Below are 14,477 nucleotides of genomic sequence, written 5' to 3' on the forward strand. Positions count from 1 at the left end.
GATAGGTGGAATCCTAGGGGCCGAAGCGGTGTGTCATCGAGCGGATACGTGTTTGATCTGGAGAATGACACCTCTTTTGGGTGGCTGACCGCCGGAAGGCTTGCCAATCAGACGGGCAAAGCCACCCAGAAGACACCGGAACGTACCTTACGCGCTAGCCCTCTGACGGCTTGCCACCCGAACGAGGGGCGCCGACACTCGCGCCGGCCTTGACCCCGCCGTCCTTGCCCGACGCCGGCGTCTCGAAGGACTCCAGCGCCTCCAGGACGTCCTGGACCCGGGAGATCTCGGCGTTGATGTCCTCGCGCCTGCGCACCAGGATCTCCAGCTCGCGCTTGCCCTCCTCGACGGTGCGGCGGGCCTCGCGGATCGCCTCCGCCTTCAGCTCCTCGGCCTCCTTGACCAGGCTGGCCTTCTTCTGCTCGGCCTCCTTGAGCAGGCCCTCCGCCTTCTTGACGGCCGCGATCCGGACCTTGCCCGCCTCGGAGCTGGCGTCCGAGACGAGCTCCTTGGCCTTCGCCTGGGCCTTCTCCAGCTGCTCCTCGGCGGCCTTGATGAGCGCGTCGCAGCGGTCGCCGGTGGACTTCATCGTCTCGGCGGCCTCGCGGCGGGCCCGCTCGTGCAGCTCCTCGATCTCGGCCGTGATGCGGTCGCGCAGCTCCTCCGCGCGCTCCCTGATGGCGGTGGCGTCCCGGCGGGCCCCGACCAGCAGCTCGTCGGCGTCCGTGCGGGCCTTCTCCACCCGGGAGTTGCCCTCCACCGTCGACTCGGCCACGATCCGCTCGGCCTCGCTGCGGGCCGCGCCGACCATGGTGTCGGCCTGCGACTCGGCGTCCGCGGTGGTCTTCAGCGCCTGTGCCTGGGCCTCGGTGAGCAGCTTGTCGGCCTCGGCCGCGGTCTCGGTGATGAGGGTGTCGACCTGCTCGGCCGCCTCCGAGCGCCGCTTGTTGGCGTCCTTGCGGGCCTCGTCCAGGGTCCGCTCGGCCTCCTCGCGCGCGGTGCTCACGAGCCGTTCGGCCGCCGCCTCCGCGTCCACCCTGACCTGGTCGGCCTCGGCCCGCATCCGCTCGGCGTGCTGCCGGGCGGTGCCGACGGTCTCGGCGGCCTCGGCGCGCAGCCGCTCCGCCTCGCCGGTGGCGTCCCCGATGAGCTGCTCGGCGGCCGCGAGGGCCTCCGCGCGGACCCGGTCCGCCTCGGCGAGCGTCTCGGTCCCCAGCCGGTCCGCCTCGGTGAGGGCCTCCGTGCGCACCCGCTCGGCCTCGGCGATGGTCTCGGTCTGCAGCCGTTCGGCCTCGTTGCGGGCCTCGGTGATGAGCGTGTCGGCCTGGGTCGCCGCGTCCGAACGGATGCGGTTGGCGTCCTCGCGGGCGTCCGCCCGGGTCCGGGACGCCGCCTGGTCGGCCTCGGCCAGCGCGTCGGAGGCCTCGGTGCGCACCCGCTGGGAGTACTCGGAGGCGTCCGCGCGCAGCCGCTCGGCCTCCGTGATCGCCTCCGCGACCGTGCGCTCGGCCAGCGCCTTGGCGGCCTCCGTCTCCTCGCTCGCCTCGCGCCGGAGCCGGGAGGCGTCCTCGCCGGCCCGCTCCCGCTCGGCGTAGGCGTCGGCGCGGACCCGGTCCGCCTCCTCCTCGGCCTCCCGGCGGGTACGGTCCGCCGCGTGCTCGGCGGCCGAACGCAGCCCGGTGATCTCCTCCTGCGCCTGCTCGTGCAGCCCGGCGACGGAGTCCCGCACCTGCTGCGCGTGCTGTTCGGCGGCGGAGACCATCTCGGTGGCGCGCCGCTCGGCCTCCTCGACCAGCCGGGTCGCCTCGGCCTGCGCCTCCTCCACACGCTTGCGCGCGGAGGCGAGCAGCTCCTCGCTCTGCTCGCGGGCCCGCCGGCGCTCCTCCTCGGCCTCCTCGCGGGCCGCGCCGAGCAGTTCCTCGGCCTCGCGGCGCCGCCGTGCGGCCTCCTCCTGTGCGGCGGCCAGGGTCTCGGACGCCTCGGTGCCCAGCCGCTCGGCGGCGGCCTGCGCCTCGGCGCGCACCCGGTCGGCGGTCTCCTGGGCCTCCACCTTCAGCCGTTCGGCCTCGGCGGCCGCGTCCGAGCGCAGGCGCACGGCGACGGCCTCGCCCTCGGCGCGGGAGGCGGAGGCGTCGGACGCGGCCTCGTCGCGCAGCCGTTCGGCCTCGGTCTCGGCCTGCTGCTGGAGCGTCCGGATCCGCTCGGCGGCCTCGGCGCGCAGCCGCTCGGCCTCCTCGGCGGCCTCCCGGCGGATCCGGCCGGCCTCGTCGCGGGCGTCCGTGAGCGCCTGTTCTGCGGACTCCAGCCGCTCCTGGGCCTCGGTCCCCAGCCGGGTCAGTTCCTGGGCGGCCTCGGCATGCCGGGACTCGACGGCCCTCTCGGTCTCCTCGCGCAGCTCGCGCGCCGCCTTCTCGGCGTCCGCCCGGACCGTCTCGGCCCGCTCGTCGGCCTCGGCGCGCAGCCGCTCGGCCTCCTTGCGGGTGCGCTCCAGGGTCTCCTCGGCCTGGCGGCGCAGCGAGGTGGCGCGCTCGATGGCCTCGGTGCGGACCTTCTCGCTGTCGCTGGTCGCCTTCTGCCGCAGTTCGTCGGCGTCCACCTTGGCCTTGGCCAGCAGCTCCTCGGCGGACCTGGCCGCCTCCTCGATCTGCGCCACGGCCTCCCGGCGGGCCTCGGAGCGGATCGACTCGCCCTCGGCGACCGCGTCGGCGCGCAGCTGCTCGGCCTCGCCGCGCAGCCGGCGGGCCTCCTCCTGCAGCTCGACCGTCTTGGCGCGGTACTCCTTGGTGTCGTCCTTGGCCGCGCCCTTGAGCTGGGCGGCGATGTCGTGCGCCTCGGCGCGCAGCCGGTCCGCCTCGGCCTCGGCCTCGGTACGGATCCGCTCGGCCTCCTCGGCGGCGGCCTTCGTGGTCTTCTGGGCGTCCTCCGACGCCTTGTTGAGGACGTCCTCGGCGGTCCGGGCCGCCTTGGACAGCTGGCTGGCCGTCTCCTCGGCGGTGACCGAGCGGGCCTGCTCGCCGGCCTCGGCGACGATCCGCTCGGCCTCGGCCCGCGCGTCGGCGACCAGCTGCTCGGCCTCGGACCGGGTGTTCTCGGCCTCCTTGGTGGCCTCCTCGACGAGCCGGGCGACCTGCTCCTTGGCGGTCCGCGTCCGCGTCTCGTTGGCGGCCTCGGCGCTGGAGAGGGTCTTGGCGGCGGAGTCCTTGGCCTCCGTGACCACCTTCTCGGCCTCGGCCTGCGCCTTGCGCAGCGCCTCCTCGGCCTGCGCCATGCGCTCCTCGGCGGCCCGGCTCAGCTCGCCGGACTGCCGGCGGGCGGCGTCCGACTCGGTGACCGTGGCCGAGCGCAGCTGCTCGGCGTGCTCGGTGGCCTCCTGGGCCTGCGTGGAGGCGGCGTTCAGCAGCCGCTCGGCGTCCGTGCGGGCCCGGCGCAGGATCTGCTCGGCCTCGGCGCGGGCGGCCTCGGCGTCGCCCTGCACCCGCTCCCGGGCCTCGCGGGTCAGCCGCTCGGTCTCCGCGCGCGCGGCGGCCATCGCCTGGTCGGCCTCGGCGCGGGACTCGTCGAGCAGCCGGCGCGCCTGCTGCTCGGTACGGGCCCGCAGCTGCTCGGCCCACGCCACGTTCTCGTTGACGTGCGACTCGACGGTCGCCCTGCGCTCGGCCAGCTCCTGGTCGAGCTGCTGGCGCCGGGTCACCGCCTCCTGGTGCAGCTCCGCCTGGAGCCGCGCGGCCTGCTCGGCGTGCTCCTGGAGGATGCGCTGGGTCTGCGCCCGGACCTGGCTCAGCTCGCGTTCGGCGTCCTGGCGCAGCTGCTCGGCCTGCATCTGGGCGTTACGGAGCAACTGCTCGGCCTGGTAGCCGATGTCGCCGCCGTCGTAGGCGGGCCGGGTCATGAGGGTGCGGCGCGCCTCGTGCAGCTTGGCGCGCAGCACCTCGACCTGGTAGCCGAGGTCCTCGGCGTGCTGGATCGCCTTTTCCCGCTCGGTCCTCAGCCGTTTCATCTCGGCCTCGAACCGAGAGAGGTGGTCGACGTCAGCCGCCGGCTCTCGCTCCTGGCTCTCGTAGCCCCGCACTGCGCGGTCCCATCCGTCCCCTGGTCAGCTTCTGCAACGAGCACCGTCCATCCGCCGGACGGGGCCCCCGGGGAATGGTGTCAGATCAACGGCGGAGCACGGGCTGCTGCCCCGACGCTCGTCCCCCGAAACCCGGACCCCGGCATGCGGTCGCCCCGGCATTCGGAGACGACCGCCCCCAACCCTACCGGCCCTTATGTACGGGGGTCAGTGCTCGGGCGACTCAACAGGCGCCGAAGTGACCAGTTCTGTGAGGACACCATGGCAATCCTTGGGGTGCAGGAAGGTGATCCGCGACCCCATCGAACCGCGCCGGGGCTCGTCGTACAGAACGCGTACGCCCTTCCCGCGGATCTCCTCGGAGTCCGCGTCCACATCCGCCGTACCGAAGGCGATGTGGTGGACACCCTCGCCGTTCTTAGCCAGCCACTTGCCGACCGCGGAGTCCTCGCGGGTCGGTTCCAGCAGCTGGAGGTAGGAGGCGCCGCCGTCCGACGTCTCGTTGATCTTGAGCATGGCCTCGCGCACGCCCTGTTCCTCGTTGACCTCGGTGTGGAACACCTCGAAGCCGTACGTGGCCCGGTAGAACTCGACGGTCGTGTCGAGGTCGTGGCAGGCGATCCCGATGTGGTCGATTCGCGTCAGCATGGAATCAGTGCAGCGCTCATGCCGTGGTTACGCAACGTGCGCGCGATCACACCGACGGGGCGATGACGGCACGGAGTGCCATCAGTACATTCGAAGTAAACCCTCGTTCACTCCTCGGCTGTGCAGGCCGGTAAGGGGATCGCAGCTCATGTCTTCTGGAACGACCAGCTCTGTGATCGTCGCGGGCGCCCGTACGCCCATGGGACGTCTGCTGGGCTCCCTCAAGTCCTTCTCCGGGGCCGATCTCGGCGGCTTCGCGATCAAGGCAGCCCTCGACCGTGCGGGAATCGGCGGCGACCAGGTGCAGTACGTGATCATGGGCCAGGTGCTCCAGGCCGGCGCGGGCCAGATCCCGGCGCGCCAGGCGGCGGTCAAGGCCGGCATCCCGATGAGCGTCCCGGCGCTCACCATCAACAAGGTGTGCCTCTCCGGCCTCGACGCGATCGCGCTCGCGGACCAGCTGATCCGCGCGGGTGAGTTCGACATCGTCGTCGCCGGCGGTCAGGAGTCCATGACCAACGCCCCGCACCTGCTGCCGAACTCCCGTGAGGGCTACAAGTACGGCGCCGTGCAGATGCTCGACGCGATGGCCCACGACGGCCTGACCGACTCCTTCGAGGGCATCGCCATGGGCGAGTCCACGGAGAAGCACAACACCCGGCTCGGCATCAAGCGCCCCGAGCAGGACGAGATCGCCGCCCTGTCCCACCAGCGGGCCGCAGCCGCGCAGAAGAACGGCCTGTTCGAGGCCGAGATCACCCCGGTGGAGATCCCGCAGCGCAAGGGCGACCCGGTCCTGTTCAGCAAGGACGAGGGCATCCGCGGCGACACCACCGCCGAGTCCCTCGGCAAGCTGCGCCCGGCCTTCACCAAGGACGGCACGATCACCGCGGGCTCCGCCTCGCAGATCTCCGACGGTGCCGCGGCCGTGGTCGTGATGAGCAAGGCCAAGGCCGAGGAGCTGGGCCTGGAGTGGCTCGCCGAGATCGGTGCGCACGGCAACGTGGCCGGTCCGGACAACTCCCTGCAGTCCCAGCCGTCGAACGCCATCTTGCACGCCCTGAAGAAGGACGGCCTGGAGGTCTCCGACCTGGACCTCGTCGAGATCAACGAGGCCTTCGCCGCCGTGGCCGTGCAGTCAATGAAGGACCTCGGCGTGTCCACGGAAAAGGTGAACGTCAACGGCGGTGCCATCGCGCTGGGCCACCCGATCGGCATGTCCGGCGCCCGGCTCGTGCTCCACCTGGCGCTGGAGCTGAAGCGGCGGGGCGGCGGCACCGGCGCGGCCGCGCTGTGCGGTGGCGGCGGCCAGGGTGACGCACTGATCGTGCGGGTACCGAAGGCCTGAGCTTTACTTTCTTGCGAGCGAACGGAGCTGTGATGCAGGACGTCTCCTCTCTGGTGACCCAGGCCAGGGAAGGCCGGCCGCGGGCCGTGGCCCGGCTGATCTCCCTCGTGGAGGGGGCGTCCCCGCAGCTCCGGGAGGTCATGGCGGCGCTGGCCCCGCTGACCGGCAACGCCTACGTGGTGGGCCTGACGGGCTCACCGGGCGTCGGCAAGTCGACCTCGACCTCCGCCCTGGTCACGGCCTACCGCAAGCAGGGCAGGAGGGTCGGCGTCCTGGCCGTCGACCCGTCCTCGCCGTTCTCCGGCGGCGCGCTGCTCGGCGACCGGGTGCGCATGTCGGAGCACGCCTCCGACCCCGGTGTGTACATCCGGTCGATGGCGACCCGGGGCCACCTGGGCGGTCTCGCCTGGTCCGCGCCCCAGGCGATCCGCGTCCTGGACGCGGCGGGCTGCGACGTGATCCTCGTGGAGACGGTCGGCGTCGGCCAGTCGGAGGTGGAGATCGCCTCCCAGGCCGACACCTCCGTCGTCCTTCTGGCGCCTGGCATGGGCGACGGCATCCAGGCGGCGAAGGCGGGCATCCTGGAGATCGGCGACGTGTACGTCGTCAACAAGGCGGACCGGGACGGCGCCGACGCCACGGCCCGCGAACTCAACCACATGCTGGGCCTCGGCGAGTCCCGCGGCCCCGGCGACTGGCGCCCGCCGATCGTGAAGACGGTCGCGGCCCGCGCCCAGGGCGTCGACGAGGTGGTCGAGGCACTGGAGAAGCACCGTGCGTGGATGGAGGAGCGCGGGGTCCTCGCCGAGCGCCGGCTGGCCCGCGCGGCCCGCGAGGTGGAGACCATCGCCGTCACCGCGCTGCGCGAGCGCATCGGCGACCTGCACGGCGACCGCCGCCTCAGCGCGCTCGCCGAGCGCATCGTCACCGGCGAGCTGGACCCCTACCGGGCGGCGGACGAACTGGTGGCGGGCCTGACCGAGGGCTGACCCCTGGCCGGTCCCCGGCCCCTTTGGTACGTTGATCCACATGTTCCTCCTCCTGGCGTAGAGCGCGCACCGGACCGCGAGGCCGACCACCGGCCCCGCGTCCCTCGGTGTCCCCTCTTCCGCCTCCCACAGAGGAACTCCCGCGTGTCCACGCACCCTTCGCGGCCCTCGTACGCCGCCGTCCTGCGCGTCCCGCACGCGCGCCGCACCTTCGCCGCCGCCCTGGCCGCGCGCCTGTCCTACGGCACGGTCTCGCCGGCCCTCCTGCTGTCCGTCACCCGCGCCACCGGGTCCTACGCCGTCTCCGGCGCCGTGATGTCCCTGTTCGGGGCCATGACGGTGTTCCTGATGCCCCTGCGGGCCTCGCTGATCGACCGGTACGGACCCCGCCGGGCCCTGCCCGTCACGGCGACGCTGTACGGCGCCCTGCTGTGCGTCCTCGCCGCCCTCACCTGGCGCCCCGGGGCCCCTTCGGCCGCCGTCGCCGGGGCGGCCGCCCTCGCCGGTGCCTGTGCGCCCCCGCTGGGCCCGACCATGCGCGCCCTGTGGGCCGGACTGGTCCCCGACCGGTCCCTGTTGCAGCGCGCCTACAGCCTCGACGGGGTCGCCGAGGAACTGCTGTACGTCCTGGGCCCGGTCCTGGTCGCCGCGCTGGTCGGGTTCGCGCCGCCGGCCTCCGGCGTCCTGCTGAGCGCGCTGCTGGTCGTGGGCGGCACCTGTGTCTTCGTCACGTCCCCGGCGGTGCCGGGACCGCGTCCGGCGCGCGCCAGGAAGCGGGGCGGCGGGCCCCGGGGCCTGCTGCCGCCGGTCGCGGTGGCCCTCGGTGTCGGACTGGCCCTGAGCGGGGCGGAGCTGCTGGCGGCGGCCTTCGTCACCGGACGGTCGTACGACAGCGCGCTGCTGCCCTGGGTCCTGGGCGCGCTCTCCGCGGGCAGCGCGGTGGGCGGGCTGGTCAACGGGGCGGTGGCCTGGCGGGCGCCGGCCCGCACCCGGCTGTGCTGGTTCGCGGGGGGCCTGGGAGCGGTGGTCGCGGCCGCGGGCCTGGCGTCCGGTCCCTGGGCGCTCACCGGGGCCATGGCGCTCGCGGGAGCGTTCATCGCCCCGGCGCTGACCACGGCGTACCTCCTGGCCGACGAGAGCGCGGCCGAGGGGGCCCGCACGCAGGCCGGGGCGTGGGTGAACACCGCCGTCAACGCCGGCAGCTCCGGTGGAGCGCTGGTGACGGGGCTGCTGATCGGCCGGTTCCCCCTGGCGGTGTGCTTCGCCGCGGCCGGTGCCACCGCCCTGGCGGCGGCCCTGGCCGCCGCGGCCGTGGGCGGCCGCGGCGCCGGGGCGGCCGGGACGGATGACGGGCATGCCTCCATCCGGGTGAAACCGCGAGTGGAGGGGGTGCCTGGTCAGGGCCGGTAGGCGCCGCGCCCCGTCCGGCGCGGCACCCCGGGCTTCCCCGGAGGCTCAGGGGCTCACGGACGCCCCCGCTGCCCCCTCAGATGGTCGGCGATCGGTTTGAGGGCCTTGTCCAGCTCTATCAGGGCCTCGGGTGACAGCAGGTCGATGAAATGGCGCCGCACCGACGCCACATGGTGCGGCGCGACCTTCTTCATCGTCTCCATGCCGTGCTCGGTGAGCACGGCGTACAGTCCCCGGCGGTCGGACTCGCAGTTCTCGCGACGCACCAGGTTCGCGTTCTCCATCCGCGTGATCTGGTGCGAGAGCCGGCTCTTGGACTGCAGGGTCGCGGAGGCGAGGTCGCTCATCCGCATCCGTACGTCGTCCGATTCGGACAGGTTCACGAGGATCTCGTAGTCGTTCATAGTCAGGCCGAACGGCTGCAGATCCTTCTCCAGCTGGTACGTCAACAGCCTGTTGACCTCCAGGTGGGTGCGCCAGGCGCACTGCTCCGCATCGGTCAGCCAGCGCGTGGCCGTCTCGGTCTCCATGAATGAAGTCTACCTAAGAAGTTGAATGACGAACTACTTCGGGTGGTGTGACAGTGCGCACGCGTTCGACGTCACACTCCGCAGACTACCGCTCACAGCCCGAAGCGACGCTGGAGGTCTCCCGGCTGTCCGGGAAGGCGCGGTGCCCCCGCCGATTGCGGAACGTGTCCGCCCGGCGCCCCTCCGCCACCGCCGGGAGTCCCCGGATCGGACGGAATCACCCCCGTGTCGACCTCCGCCATGAGGGACTCGGTCGACTGCAGCAGCACCGTCCCGGCGCCCACGAACTCGAACTGGTGCTCCTCGCCGGAAACCCCGCCGAGGCCCGTCATCGCACGTAGTCCGCCCAGTACACCGGTCAGGTAGCCGTGGTCGTAGTGATGGCACGGCGAGGGGCAGTCGGCCCAGCCGACGAGTGCCTGGGGGTCCACCCGAATGGGAGGTTCCATGAACACCACCGGACCGTTAGATGCGGCGACAAACTTTCCGGTTCCGATAAGGGTCAGAAAACCCGGCACGATCGACTGCTTGAGCGCGAGACTTGGCTGAAAAGCGAGCAGGTTGCCCGCGCGAATGGTCAAGTTCCCGTCGTCCAGGTCGTACGAATTGACGTCGAAGGCCCGGTCGGCGAGCAGCATCTTGCCCGAGCCGCGGGCCACGACCCAGTCGGCCGCGTGCAGTGGCGAATGGAACGAGGTTCGCACCAGGTGGTCGAGTTGCCCGTGTCCGATGCCGTTGAAGTCGATCGCCCCGTAATAGGCGATCATCTTCCCTTTCTGCAGGAACCACTGCCCGCTCTTGAGCTCCACGCAGAACGTGTAGTTGTTCACGTTGTCGTCGGCGGGCAGCGTCATCGGGTCGTGCACGACCGGGCCGCCGGGGGTTCCGTACGCGCTCACAGCTTCTCCTCCGAGGCCTGTACGTACACCGTGCCGTTTCCGCTCAGCTCCAGCTGGAACGCCTCGCCGGAGCCCCGGCCCACCATCTCGCGCCAGCCGAGCGCGGTGGTCAGCCTGTTGCGGAGGTCGCCGTGGTGGGCGACGTAGGCCTGCGGGTCCACGTGCACCGGGCGCTGCGGGGTGACCGGGATCTCGAAGACGCCGCCGTGTGCCATCACGGCCACGGCTCCCTGCCCCTGGAGGGTGGTGGTGAACAGCCCCTGGCCGGTGACCTGGCCCCGGACCAGGCCCATCACCCCGCCCTGCGAGCCCATGAACATCGTGCCCTGGCGGAGCGTGCCCTCGAAGGCGAGCAGGCGGTCCGCCTCCACGTAGAGGGTGTCGCCCGGGAGGTTGATGACGTGCACGTGATGGCCGCCGTGCCCGAAGAAGACCGTGCCGCTGCCCTCGACGGTCATCAGCGGGGTCGCCTCGCCGGCCACCCGGCGCCCGAGCATGGACATCACGCCGCCCTGGCCGCCCTGGATGCTGGGCGTGAAGGACACGTCCCCCTTGTAGGCGAGCATCGCGCCCCGCTGGCTGAACAGGCGGGCGCCCGGCAGCACGGTCGCCTCGATCATTTTGGAGTTGATCTCCCGGAAGGTCATCTACAGGTCCCCCGCGATCGTGTTCCGCTCGCTCGGCTGCACGTACACCAGGCCGTCCCCCTCGAAGCGGATCTGGAAGGCCTCGCCGCCGCCCTCCCCGAGGAACGTGCGGAACGTCACACCGGACTGGAAGGACTGCCGGACGTTCCCCTGGTGGGCGATGTAGGCGCCGGGGTCGACCGTCAGCGGGTACTGCGGGGTGACGCGCAGCACGACCGCCGGGCCGTCGGACATGATCGCCGCCTGACCGTGGCCCTCGACGGTCGTGGTGAACAGGCCGTTGCCCTGCGAGGCGCCGCGCAGCCCGGTGAACGTCGTGCCCGTCCTGAGGGCCGCGTCGGTCGCGAGCAGGTTGCTCGACTCCACGTACAGCTTGTCCCCCTGGAGGACGACGAGGTTGATCTCGGTCGCCCGGTCGGCGAACCAGCAGGTCCCGTGCCCTTTCACCTCCATCACCGTCATCTGCTCGCCGGTGAGGCGCCGGGTCACCATCCCGCGCAGGCCCTCACCGCCGCCGCTCAGCTTCTTGAAGGACATCTCACCGTCGTACGCGACCATCGAGCCGTTCTTCGCCTTCACGGCATCCCCGGTCATCTCGACGGCGAGCACCTTGCTGCCTTGGAGTCGGAACATCGCCACGCTGGGAAAGTAGCGGCCGGACGGGTGGGCGGAACAGGGCCCTCGGGTGGACACCCACCCTGAGCGGACCCCTAGGGGCGTCGTTTGCTTCAATGGGTGAACGCTTGTGCGTGCGTTCACAAACAGGCAGCCCCCATCGGCAGTCCGTAACCGGCGGACTCGCCGCGACCCCACCGAAGGTGACCCGTGGACATCAAGACCGCCACCGCCCTCCGCCGCCTCCGCCTGGTCTCGGCCCCCGAGGCCGTGTCCTTCATCGTCCTGCTCGTCTGCTCGGTGCTGAAGCGGACCACGGACTTCAACGCGGTCCCTGTGATGGGCGCGGTCCACGGTGTCCTGTTCATCCTGTACGTGATCTTCTGGGCCGACGCCTGGAACCGGGCCAAGTGGCCGCTGAAGACCGCGGCGCTCTACTTCGTCCTCTCGGTGCTGCCCACCGGCGGCTTCTTCGCCGAGCGCAAGCTGCGCCGCGAGGCCGAGAGCGCGGTCATCGCCGCCCGCGCCCGCAAGGAAGGCGTCGTGAACGCGTGATCGTCGCCTTCTCCGTGACGCCCCTCGGCGTCGGCGAGGACGTGGGGGAGTACGTCGCCGACGCCGTGCGCGTGGTCCGAGAGTCGGGCCTGCCGAACCGCACCGACGCGATGTTCACATCGGTCGAGGGCGAGTGGGACGAGGTGATGGACGTCGTCAGGCGTGCCGTCGCCGTGGTGGAGGAGCGCGCCCCGCGGGTGTCGCTCGTCCTCAAGGCGGACATCCGGCCCGGCGTGACCGACGCTCTGACCTCCAAGGTCGAGACCGTGGAGCGGCACCTCAGGCCCTAGCCCGTGCGCGTTCCCGCCCCCGGTGAACCCCGGCCCGCAGCGGCCGGGGTTTCCTCGTCCCCGCGGTTTGAGCGATCGCTCAAAGGGGAGTACCTTGTTCGGAAGATCATTTGAGCATTCGCTCAAATAGATTCCTGACGTGGGGGAACACCATGGGTCTCTACATAGAGACACACATACGCGCCGACCTCGACACCGTGTGGGCGCACACCCAGGACCCGGCCCACCACCAGCGCTGGGACCTGCGCGTGATCGGGATCGAGTACCTCCCGCGCGCGGCGGGCGAGCCCCGGCGCCTCCGGTACACCGCGCGCCTGCTGCCCTTCCTCACCGTGTCCGGCACCGGCATCGCGGCGGGCGAGAACGACCGTCCCGACGGCACCCGCATCTCCGCCCTGCGCTTCTCCTCCACGCACCCCCTGTCGCTGATCACCGGGGGCAGCGGCTACTGGCGCTACGTGCCCGACGCGCACGGCGTCCGCTTCCTCACCGGCTGCGACTACCGCCCCCGCTGGGGCGCCCTCGGCGCCGTCGGCGACCGCCTGCTGCTGCGCCCGCTGCTGCGCTGGGCCACCGCCTGGTCCTTCGACCGGCTCAGACTCTGGGTGGAGCGGGGCATCACACCCGAGCGGGCCCTGGTCAACTGGCTGGCCGAGCTGGCCGTACGCGCGCTCCTGCTCACCGTGTGCCTGGGCGGGCTCGCCCTGGAGCGGCTGCTGCGCTTCTTCGGCTCGTTCGCCGCCGCCGTCGCCTACCTGTGCCCGGTGCTGCTGCTCGTCGGCGTCTGCCTCGCCCTGTTCAAGTCCCCGCTGGCGTGCACCCCGGCCGCCCGCCGCTGCCTGCGCGCCCCCGTCACCCAGGTCCGCACCCCCCGCCTGCTGCACACCCTGGAGCAGCGGGAGGCGCCCGCGTGAGCCCCGAGACGGCGAAGGCCCAGGAGACCAAGACCAAGCTGCTGGAGGGCGCCCTGCGCACGCTCACCGAGCAGGGCATCGCGAAGACCTCGGCCCGGTCGGTGGCGGCGGCGGCCGGCGTCAACCAGGCGCTCGTCTTCTACCACTTCGGCACGGTGGACGAACTGCTCGCCGCCGCCTGCCGGTACGGCGCCGAGAAGGCCGTGGCGCGGTACCGCGACCGGCTCGTAGCCGTCACCTCCCTGGCCGAGCTGCTCACGCTCGGACGCGAGATCCACGAGCGCGAGCGGGACGGCGGGCACGTGGCCCTGCTCGGGCAGCTGCTGGCCGGCGCATCGACCCACGCGGCGCTGGGACCGGCCACGGCGGCGGGCCTGCGCCTGTGGGTCGACGAGATCGAGCGGGTGCTCGCGCGGCTGCTCGCGGCCACGCCGTTCGCCGAGTTCGTCGATCCGGCGGGGCTCGCGCGCACGGTGGCCGCGTCCTTCGTGGGCATCGAGCTGTACGAGGGCGTCGACGGGGCGGGGGCGCACGCGGCGCTGGACGCCCTGGAGCAACTGGGCGCCCTCGTGGGCGCGCTGGAGTCGCTGGGACCGGTGGCCCAGCGGGCGGTACGGCACCAGCTGCGGCGCACGGGCCGGTAGGGAGCGGCCGGCCGCCGGGCCCGAGGGTGCGGTCAGCGTGGTTCTCCGTGCCGCCGGTCAGGCCGTCCCGCGGTCAGTGCCGTGCCCACCGGGGTGCGGCCGCCGGAGCACTCGGCGGCCGCGTCGGCGGGGTTCTCCGTGTTCCTGGGCCGGTTGCCCGCCGGCTACGGCCTCGGCGGCCTGCTGCTCGCGGCCGTCCGCCCCCGCCACGCCCTGCTGATCACCGTCGGCACCTTCCTCGCCTCCGCCGCGCTGCTGCGCCTCGGCACCCGGCGCCGCCCTGCCCGCGCACGGACCCCGGGGGCCGCACCGGCCGGCGCCCGGAGCCTCCTGCGGCTTCCCCGCGTCCGCGTCCTGCTCCTGCTCTTCTGGATCCCGGCGGCCTTCTCCGTCGTGCCGGAGGCGCTGGCCGCGCCCTACGCCGACGAGCCGGGCGGCGGCTCCACGGGCCTCGGCCTGCTCATGTGCGCCCTGCCCGTCGGCACGGTGGTGGGCGAGCTGTTCGCCGGGGCCCGGCTCGCGCCCGCGGCCCGTGAACGCGTCGCCCTGCCGCTGCTCTGCCTGACCCTGCTGCCCTACCTCGGCTTCGCCCTGCGCCCCGGGCTGCCCGCCTCGCTGCTGCTCCTGCTGCTGTCCGGGGCGGGGTCGGCGTCCACGCTGGGCCTGGACCAGTGGTTCGTCCGTGCGGTGCCGGACGAGCTGCGCGGGCGGGCCATGACCGTGCTGAGCGCGGGGCTGATGACCGTCCAGGGCGTGGGCATGACGCTGGCTGGGGTGACGGCCCAGGTCACGGGGGTCCGCACGGCCGTCGCCGGGGCCGGTGTGACGGGCGCGCTGTGCTGCTGCGGGCTCGCCCCGGCCGCCCGGGCGACCGAAAGCCGAGACGGAGCTGCCCGGCATATGACCGGCCGGTAGGGTC

Annotated in this window: 13 protein-coding genes and 1 pseudogene; 8 read left to right on the forward strand and 6 right to left on the reverse strand. The window is 72.7% G+C overall.

Features of this window, described 5'->3' with window-relative positions:
* Positions 1 to 154 precede the first annotated feature (154 nt).
* Entirely contained in the window at positions 155 to 4,069 is a 3,915-nt protein-coding gene (gene scy / locus ACZ7FF_RS37195; protein WP_470818158.1) for a polarized growth protein Scy, read from the reverse strand.
* Between the two features lie 207 nt (positions 4,070 to 4,276).
* Positions 4,277 to 4,717, reverse strand: a complete 441-nt coding sequence (mce, locus tag ACZ7FF_RS37200; RefSeq protein WP_470818160.1) for a methylmalonyl-CoA epimerase — start codon at positions 4,715 to 4,717, stop codon at positions 4,277 to 4,279.
* Between the two features lie 148 nt (positions 4,718 to 4,865).
* On the opposite strand from mce, the gene ACZ7FF_RS37205 reads away from it, so the two are divergent.
* From ACZ7FF_RS37205 to ACZ7FF_RS37215, 3 genes are all read left to right on the forward strand, one after another.
* Complete coding sequence (locus tag ACZ7FF_RS37205; RefSeq protein ID WP_470818162.1) at positions 4,866 to 6,065, forward strand: acetyl-CoA C-acetyltransferase; 1,200 nt, start codon at positions 4,866 to 4,868, stop codon at positions 6,063 to 6,065.
* A 32-nt stretch (positions 6,066 to 6,097) separates the two neighbouring features.
* Entirely contained in the window at positions 6,098 to 7,054 is a 957-nt protein-coding gene (meaB, locus tag ACZ7FF_RS37210) for a methylmalonyl Co-A mutase-associated GTPase MeaB (RefSeq protein ID WP_470818164.1), read from the forward strand.
* Positions 7,055 to 7,198: 144 nt separating this feature from the next.
* Entirely contained in the window at positions 7,199 to 8,464 is a 1,266-nt protein-coding gene (locus ACZ7FF_RS37215; protein ID WP_470818166.1) for an MFS transporter, read from the forward strand.
* Between the two features lie 53 nt (positions 8,465 to 8,517).
* Here ACZ7FF_RS37215 and ACZ7FF_RS37220 read toward each other — a convergent pair whose 3' ends face one another.
* From ACZ7FF_RS37220 to ACZ7FF_RS37235, 4 genes are all read right to left on the reverse strand, one after another.
* Positions 8,518 to 8,994, reverse strand: a complete 477-nt coding sequence (locus ACZ7FF_RS37220) for a MarR family winged helix-turn-helix transcriptional regulator (protein WP_470818167.1) — start codon at positions 8,992 to 8,994, stop codon at positions 8,518 to 8,520.
* Positions 8,995 to 9,086: 92 nt separating this feature from the next.
* Positions 9,087 to 9,893, reverse strand: coding sequence for an AIM24 family protein (locus ACZ7FF_RS37225; protein ID WP_470818169.1), 807 nt, complete (start codon positions 9,891 to 9,893; stop codon positions 9,087 to 9,089).
* Complete coding sequence (locus ACZ7FF_RS37230) at positions 9,890 to 10,540, reverse strand: AIM24 family protein (RefSeq protein ID WP_470818170.1); 651 nt, start codon at positions 10,538 to 10,540, stop codon at positions 9,890 to 9,892. The genes ACZ7FF_RS37225 and ACZ7FF_RS37230 overlap by 4 nt, the downstream gene beginning before the upstream one ends.
* Positions 10,541 to 11,173, reverse strand: a complete 633-nt coding sequence (locus ACZ7FF_RS37235) for an AIM24 family protein (protein ID WP_470818228.1) — start codon at positions 11,171 to 11,173, stop codon at positions 10,541 to 10,543.
* 192 nt (positions 11,174 to 11,365) lie between these two features.
* Here ACZ7FF_RS37235 and ACZ7FF_RS37240 point away from each other — a divergent pair, with 192 nt between their 5' ends.
* From ACZ7FF_RS37240 to ACZ7FF_RS37260, 5 genes and pseudogenes are all read left to right on the forward strand, one after another.
* Entirely contained in the window at positions 11,366 to 11,710 is a 345-nt protein-coding gene (locus ACZ7FF_RS37240) for a DUF3817 domain-containing protein (RefSeq protein WP_470818171.1), read from the forward strand.
* Positions 11,707 to 12,000 carry an MTH1187 family thiamine-binding protein gene (locus tag ACZ7FF_RS37245; RefSeq protein WP_470818173.1) on the forward strand — a complete coding sequence of 98 codons (294 nt, stop codon included), beginning with the start codon at positions 11,707 to 11,709 and terminating at the stop codon, positions 11,998 to 12,000. Before ACZ7FF_RS37240 ends, ACZ7FF_RS37245 begins: the two co-directional genes overlap by 4 nt.
* A gap of 152 nt (positions 12,001 to 12,152) precedes the next feature.
* Positions 12,153 to 12,914 (forward strand): hypothetical protein, encoded by a 762-nt coding sequence (locus tag ACZ7FF_RS37250; RefSeq protein ID WP_470818175.1) that lies wholly within the window; start codon positions 12,153 to 12,155, stop codon positions 12,912 to 12,914.
* Positions 12,911 to 13,558, forward strand: a complete 648-nt coding sequence (locus ACZ7FF_RS37255; RefSeq protein ID WP_470818177.1) for a TetR/AcrR family transcriptional regulator — start codon at positions 12,911 to 12,913, stop codon at positions 13,556 to 13,558. Before ACZ7FF_RS37250 ends, ACZ7FF_RS37255 begins: the two co-directional genes overlap by 4 nt.
* A gap of 153 nt (positions 13,559 to 13,711) precedes the next feature.
* Positions 13,712 to 14,473: pseudogene (locus tag ACZ7FF_RS37260) on the forward strand (MFS transporter); the annotation flags it as partial.
* Between the last annotated feature and the right edge of the window lie 4 nt (positions 14,474 to 14,477).

It is taken from the genome of Streptomyces sp. NPDC037126 (assembly GCF_055605965.1).

Excerpts from the sequence above, each read along its gene's own strand:
- mce (WP_470818160.1), bottom strand. The coding sequence starts at position 4,717 with ATGCTGACGCGAATCGACCACATCGGGATCGCCTGCCACGACCTCGAC.
- ACZ7FF_RS37205 (WP_470818162.1), top strand. The coding sequence starts at position 4,866 with ATGTCTTCTGGAACGACCAGCTCTGTGATCGTCGCGGGCGCCCGTACG.
- meaB (WP_470818164.1), top strand. The coding sequence starts at position 6,098 with ATGCAGGACGTCTCCTCTCTGGTGACCCAGGCCAGGGAAGGCCGGCCG.
- ACZ7FF_RS37220 (WP_470818167.1), bottom strand. The coding sequence starts at position 8,994 with ATGGAGACCGAGACGGCCACGCGCTGGCTGACCGATGCGGAGCAGTGC.
- ACZ7FF_RS37230 (WP_470818170.1), bottom strand. The coding sequence starts at position 10,540 with ATGACCTTCCGGGAGATCAACTCCAAAATGATCGAGGCGACCGTGCTG.
- ACZ7FF_RS37235 (WP_470818228.1), bottom strand. The coding sequence starts at position 11,173 with ATGTTCCGACTCCAAGGCAGCAAGGTGCTCGCCGTCGAGATGACCGGG.
- ACZ7FF_RS37250 (WP_470818175.1), top strand. The coding sequence starts at position 12,153 with ATGGGTCTCTACATAGAGACACACATACGCGCCGACCTCGACACCGTG.